The following is a 6,536-nucleotide window of genomic DNA, read 5'->3' as shown; positions in this document are numbered from 1 at the left end:
GCGTTCTTGAACCAGCGCACGCGGCACTCGGCGATGCAGCCGGCCAGCCGCGACAGCAGGTGGTGCGGCAGCAGGTACTGGGAAAGGATGAACAAGCGGTTTTTCATTAACTGTCCTTAAATCTTCAAAGCTCGATGGGGGTGTCGGGGTGGTTGCCCCATTCACCCCAGGAACCGGCATAGCCTTTGACCCGTGGATAACCGAGCGCCTTGGCCACCAGGTAGGTGAAGCCAGAACGATGGTGGGTCTGGCAGTGGGTGATGACTTCTTTGTCAGGCGTGATGCCCAACTGTTCGAGGATCTGCGGCATGTCTTGGCGAATGCGCAGGCTGCGCGCCGGGTCCATGCCGGCCGTCCATTCGAAATTGACCGCGCCGGGGATGTGTCCGCCCCGGGCCGCGACGACCTTTTCGCCAGAGTATTCCAGCGGGCCACGGGCATCCCAGATTGCCAGGTCGCTGGCGCCGAGACGGCTTTGCAGGTACTCGCGAGTAGCGGTGGGTTCTTCGTGCAGCACCAGGCTGACCGGGCCTGCGACTGGCGCCGGGACATCAATCGACACCGGCAGGCCTTGGTCTAGCCAGGACAATAGGCCACCGTCGAGGTAGTGATAATTCGAATGCCCGATCACGTCGAGCAGCCAGATAAAACGCCCGGCCCAGCCGCCGCCTTCGTCGTCATACACCACGTAGACTGCGCCGGGATTGTGCCCGAGTTCGCCGAACAGCGTTTCCAGGTCGGCTTTGGCTGGCAACAGGCCAGGCGCCGGGGGCTGGCCCAGTTGCGTGCGTTTCGGGTCGACGAAGCGCGCGCCAGGAATGTGCCCGGTGCTGTAGCGGACGGCGCTGGTCAGGTCCACCAGAATCAGGTTGGGAGTATCGAGGCGCGGCAAGAGCTCGCTCGGCTCGATTACCAGCGGCAAGCCAGAGAAGTCAGGCATGTGAGGTCTCCTGGGGGCGCAAAGGGAAAGGATTGTAGCAAGTTCAGCGGCCGCGGTTGGTAAAGGTGTGCAGGGCCCTTTCGATGCATTGCACGGTTTTGCCGAAGGCTTGCACGGTCACGTCCGAAAAGGGACCGCCGCCCTGGTCTGCTGCCACCAGCATGATCACCCGTCCATTGCAGGTCAGCGAGCGCAGCACCAGGTGGTCGCCACGGAACAGGGCGCGCAGGCCCGGTGGCAGCAAGGCGGAAAACTGCGCGTTGTTTTCCGGCGTCAGGCGAACCTGGGCCTGCTGGGCCAGCAATCGTTGCAAGACTTTGCTTTGGCTGATGGTAAAGCTCATCGCCGCCGCTTCCTTGGGCAGGCCGGCGGTCTGATGCACGCGTACGCTGGTCTGGCTGCGGTCGGCCATCAATATCATCACCCGGCGCATCCCGCATGCCACCAGCGCATCTCGGGCCGAGGTGGTCAGGTGCATGGCGTTGCTGAACGGGCTCGGTTCCACCAGCAGTTCGGCGCATTGCTTGCGCCAGTGGCTCAGGTCCTGGGCGCTGGGCGGGGCGGCTGGCAACAAGCCAGGGTGAACACGGCGGCTGCCCCAGGGCCAGATCAACGCCACGGCCGGGTGCCAGAGGTCCGGCATGGTGTGATGGCGAGCGCTGGTGACGGCTTGTTGATGAAGCTGCTGCTGGAGTTCGTCCATCGGCAATTGCAGATACAGGCTCGTAAGGTATTGCCAGCGAGCGCTGTGCGGACTGTCCCAGGCCTGTTGCGCCGACAGTGCCAGGCCGTTGGCCAGCAGCACGGTGTTGGCTGGCTGGTTGAGCCAGCGCCGCAGGGTCGGATCGTCGTCCAGGCGATTCTGCTGGCGCAGCGGGTGTTCACTGTCCCGGGCAATGCGCAGAACCTTGACCAGCTCGCGGCGCTCGTTGAGCAACAACCGATAGCCTTGCATGACCCAGACCGGCAGGCGCCACGCTTCCACCAGGGCGAGGCAGATTTTCAGCAGGCTGACGCCGAACAGCTCGCGCTCCACGGCGCTGGCTGGCTGGCCTTTGTGAATGACCCGCAGCTCCCATTCCCCGAGCAGTCGCGGATGAGTCAGGGCCAGCGGCCAGAGCGGGGAAAGAAACAGCAGGCTGCCCCAGTGGATGTCCTGCCACAGCCGCGCCAGGCGGCTGGAAAAAAAGCCATTGGCCTGTTGGGTGGCGTGCTGGCTGATCAATTGCAGTTGGCGCAGGGCGACCGGTATCTGGTGTTCCGGCAACGACGGCAGGCGGGCGAGCAGTTCCTCGGTGCGCTTGAGGCCCAGGCGGTTGATGGCCACTTCGAGATTTTCCGCCGGTTCCGCCAGGGTGCCATGGGTGTGATGGTTGGCTTCGCGGATCACGCTCAGGGCCAGGGCGGGGCTGTCCTGCATCAGTTCGGCGATGTCGCGCAACGAGCGTCGGCTGTCGGCAATGGCCTTGCAGACCAGGTCATGACTGGCCTGGGGCACCGGTAGATGAACGCCCTGGAGCAGTTTCAGCCAGCCTTCGAGCGTGGTCGGTCTTGGTGTCGGAACGTTCGTTTCGTTAGCCATGGTTGGACGTGATCATCGCATGGGGTCTCTGCGCCCGGAGCGGGGCAAAATTGGCTTTTCGCCGGAACTGGCTATAGTCTGGCGCAGTTTTGCCGATAAGTAGAAGAAGAGATTTTTCAGCTTCCGAATATGACCTTGAACCCGACTTAAATAAGTACTTTCTATCTATGGCTAAAATTATCGGCATCATTGTCGTGTTCGCGAGCGTGCTCGGCGGATACGTGCTTTCCCATGGCAAGATCGCAGCCCTGATCCAGCCTTTCGAGGTAATGATCATCGGCGGTGCGGCCCTCGGTGCATTCTTGCAGGCCAACCCCGGCTACATGACGATGCATGTGCTCAAGAAATCCCTGGGCATGTTCAGTTCGCGTTTCAGCCACACCTTCTACCTGGAAGTGCTGGGGCTGATCTACGAGATCCTCAACAAGAGCCGCCGCGAAGGCATGATGGCGATCGAAGGCGACATCGAAGATGCCGCCGCCAGCCCGATCTTCGCCAAGTACCCCGCCGTGCTGAAGGACGCCCGCATGACGGCGTTCATCTGTGATTACCTGCGCATCATGTCGTCCGGCAACATGGCCCCCCATGAACTCGAAGGCCTGTTCGACATGGAGCTGTACAGCCTCAAGGAAGACCTGGAACATCCATCCCACGCGGTGACCGGCATCGCCGACGCCATGCCCGGCTTCGGTATTGTGGCGGCGGTACTCGGGATCGTGGTGACCATGGCATCCCTGGGCGATGGCGACCAGAAATCCATCGGCCTGCACGTGGGTGCGGCGCTGGTGGGTACCTTCTTCGGTATCTTGGCCGCGTACGGTTTCTTCGGTCCGCTGGCCCATTCCCTGGCCCATGACGCCAAGGAAGAACTCAACGTCTATGAAGCCATCAAGGCTTCCCTGGTAGCCTCGGCCTCGGGCATGCCGCCATCCCTGGCGGTGGAGTTCGGTCGCAAGGTCCTGTACCCGGCGCACCGTCCAAGCTTCGCCGAGTTGGAACAAGCGGTTCGCGGTCGCTAAGCCATGGAAAACAATCAGCCGATCATTGTAAAGCGCGTCAAGCGCATCGCCGCGGGGCATCACGGGGGCGCCTGGAAAATCGCCTTCGCCGACTTCGCGACGGCGATGATGGCGTTCTTCCTGGTGTTGTGGCTGCTGTCCACCGCGACGCCGGAACAGAAGATCGCCATCGCCGGTTACTTCAAGGACCCCGTCGGTTTTTCCGAAAGCGGCACGCCCTACATCATCGACTTGGGCGGCTCGCCGACCCTGGCGCCGGACACCACCCTGAACCCGGAGGTCAAGTCGCAGCCCCAGCCTGACAAGGTGACGGTGGATTCCGAGCAGGTCGAAGGCATGGCCGAGCAGGTCGAGCGCGAGCGCCTGGAACTGCTCCTGCAGGAATTGCAGAACAAGGTCGAAGAGAACCCGCAACTGCAGAAATTCAAGGACCAGATCCTGTTCGAAATCACGCCGAACGGCTTGCGCATCCAGATCATGGATGCCGAGAACCGGCCGATGTTCGACTCTGGCAGTGCACGCCTGAAGCCTTATTTCGAAGACATCCTGCTGGCCATGGCCGATACCATCAAGGCGGTGCCGAACAAGATCAGCATCAGCGGTCACACCGATGCCAAGCCTTACATCGGCAAGGGCGACTTCGGTAACTGGGAACTGTCGGCCAACCGCGCCAACGCGGCACGTCGTGCCCTGGTGGCGGGCAGTTATCCGGATGAGCAAGTGGCTCGGGTGGTGGGTTATGCATCTTCGGCGCTGTTCGACCGCAAGGACCCGTTCAACCCGGTCAACCGGCGTATCGATATCGTGGTGTTGACCAAGAAGGCCCAGCAGGCCATCGAAGGTTCGCAAACCAACGACTTGCCGCCCGACCCTGCCCAAGGCCAAGGCGCCCCCGGCGAAGCGCCGGCGACAACCCCTGGGGCAGCGGCAGATCCGAACGCGCTGCCGGCAGACCAACAGCCCGTACCGGCCCATGAATTGCGCGAACGCTTGAACCTGTTCGATGGCGCCGCGCCAAAGCCGGCGGAGCCGCCAGCGCAGTGACCCACAAAAAAGCCGACATCGATGTCGGCTTTTTTGTGGGTATCGGTTTACTTGAGACTTGCCTGCGTTTGTGGAGAGGGAGCTTGCTCCCGCTCGGCTGTGATCTTTTTGAAACTTAGCGGGGCCTGGAAAGATCGCAGCCTCGCTTTGCTCGGCAGCTCCTACGGGCCAGCGGGAGCGAGCTCCCTCGCCACAAAGGTATTCGTCGGGGTCAGTAACTGCTCTCCGGCAAGCTGGCGATGATCGAGCGGTAGCTGTTCATCCGTTGCTGGTGCACGCGGCCTTCTTCCAAGGCCTTGAGCAAGGCGCAACCGGGTTCGCGATCATGCTTGCAATCGCGGAAGCGGCAGGTGCCGATCAGCTCGTTGAACTCGATGAACCCGGCTTCGACATCGGCGCGGCTGACGTGGCCCAGGCCGAATTCGCGAATACCCGGCGAGTCGATCAACTCACCGCCGCCAGGGAAGTGAAACAACCGCGCGGTGGTGGTGGTATGGGTGCCCTGGCCGGACAGCTCGGACAGCGGCCCGACGCGAGTCTCGACGTCTGGCAGCAGGCTGTTGACCAGGGAAGACTTGCCGACCCCGGACTGGCCGACGAACACGCTGATGCGCCCGTCCAGCTGTTGTTGCAGTTGCTCCATGCCATTGCCGTGATGGGCCGAGACTTCCAGCACCGGATAACCGAGATCCCGATAGACCGACAACAAGGCGTTCAGCGCCGGGGCGTTGTGCTCGTCGATCAGGTCGAATTTGTTGAGCAGCAGCAGCGGACGGATGCCTGCGTGTTCGGCCGCCACCAGGTACCGGTCGATCAGGTTGGCGTGGGGCTCGGGCAGCGGGGCGAAGACGATGACGATCATGTCGACGTTGGCCGCCACGGGCTTGAGCTGGCCCCGGCTGTCCGGACGGCACAATTCGGTGTGGCGCGGCAGTTGCGCGACGATCACGCCGATGCCCTGGTTGCCGGCACGCCAGACCACCTGGTCGCCTGTTACCAACGCGGGCAGGTTGGCGCGCAAGTGGCAGCGGAATACCTGGCCGGCCAGCTCGCCTTCCTGGGCCTCGACCTCGACCTGGACGCCGAAGTGAGCGATCACCAGGCCGGTCTGTTCAGGCCCCAGGTCACCACCCTCCAAGGCTTCGACGGCACTGGATTCGCGTTTGGCGGCACGGGCGGCGCGCTCGCCCTGGATCTTTTCGATGCGCCAGTTCTGACGACGATTGAGTTGGCGTTTGGCCATGGGTGTTCCGTATGAAGAAATGCAGCGAATAGGGTAAAACGGCCGCGAGTTTAGCACGCCCGAGACGCCGCCTAGGCTAAACTGCGCAGCTAAGCCGAGGAGCTCCCCCATGCAAAACCCGCAGAACCTGATTTGGATCGACCTGGAAATGACCGGTCTGAACCCTGACACCGACGTCATCATCGAGATGGCCACCATCGTCACCGACAGCGACCTCAACACCCTGGCCGAAGGGCCGGTGATCGCGATTCATCACAGCGACGAAATCCTGGCCGGCATGGACGAGTGGAACACGCGCCAGCACGGCGGTTCGGGCCTGACCCAGCGCGTGCGCGAAAGCAAGATCAGCATGGCCGAGGCCGAGGCGCAGACCATCGCCTTCCTGGAGCAGTGGGTGCCCAAGGGCAAGTCGCCAATTTGTGGCAACAGCATCTGCCAGGATCGTCGCTTCCTGTATACCCATATGAAATCCCTGGAAAGCTACTTCCACTACCGCAACCTCGACGTTTCCACCCTGAAGGAACTGGCCGCCCGCTGGGCCCCTGAGGTTCGCGACAGTTTCCAGAAAGGCAGCACGCACCTGGCCCTGGACGACATCCGCGAATCCATCGCCGAGCTGCAGCATTACCGCAAGCACTTCATCAAGTTCTAAATCCTCCTGTAAGCACGGTATAGGAGCCATGTTGGAGCTGTGTAGGAGCTGCCGAG

6 protein-coding genes are annotated in these 6,536 nt (G+C 62.3%); 3 read left to right on the top strand and 3 right to left on the bottom strand.

What is annotated here, in order from left to right:
* Window positions 1–124: 124 nt before the first annotated feature.
* Together OC610_RS18455 and OC610_RS18450 are read right to left on the bottom strand one after the other, a co-directional pair.
* A complete protein-coding gene (locus tag OC610_RS18455; protein ID WP_264429671.1) occupies window positions 125–940 on the bottom strand; it encodes a rhodanese-like domain-containing protein in 816 nt (271 codons plus the stop codon).
* 43 nt (window positions 941–983) lie between these two features.
* Window positions 984–2,522, bottom strand: a complete 1,539-nt coding sequence (locus tag OC610_RS18450) for an HDOD domain-containing protein (RefSeq protein ID WP_264429670.1) — start codon at window positions 2,520–2,522, stop codon at window positions 984–986.
* A gap of 167 nt (window positions 2,523–2,689) precedes the next feature.
* Here OC610_RS18450 and motA point away from each other — a divergent pair, with 167 nt between their 5' ends.
* Entirely contained in the window at window positions 2,690–3,541 is an 852-nt protein-coding gene (motA, locus tag OC610_RS18445; protein ID WP_003197198.1) for a flagellar motor stator protein MotA, read from the top strand.
* 3 nt (window positions 3,542–3,544) lie between these two features.
* Window positions 3,545–4,585, top strand: a complete 1,041-nt coding sequence (motB, locus tag OC610_RS18440) for a flagellar motor protein MotB (RefSeq protein ID WP_264429666.1) — start codon at window positions 3,545–3,547, stop codon at window positions 4,583–4,585.
* A gap of 211 nt (window positions 4,586–4,796) precedes the next feature.
* Here the strand turns inward: motB and rsgA are convergent, their stop codons facing one another.
* Complete coding sequence (gene rsgA / locus OC610_RS18435) at window positions 4,797–5,828, bottom strand: small ribosomal subunit biogenesis GTPase RsgA (protein ID WP_264429665.1); 1,032 nt, start codon at window positions 5,826–5,828, stop codon at window positions 4,797–4,799.
* 109 nt (window positions 5,829–5,937) lie between these two features.
* Here rsgA and orn point away from each other — a divergent pair, with 109 nt between their 5' ends.
* Window positions 5,938–6,480: an oligoribonuclease gene (orn, locus tag OC610_RS18430; protein ID WP_264429664.1), complete on the top strand. Its 543-nt coding sequence runs from the start codon at window positions 5,938–5,940 to the stop codon at window positions 6,478–6,480.
* Window positions 6,481–6,536: the final 56 nt, after the last annotated feature.

Source organism: Pseudomonas agronomica (assembly GCF_025917275.1).
Lineage (GTDB): Bacteria > Pseudomonadota > Gammaproteobacteria > Pseudomonadales > Pseudomonadaceae > Aquipseudomonas > Aquipseudomonas agronomica.
This window is presented reverse-complemented; position numbering and strand designations above follow the sequence as displayed.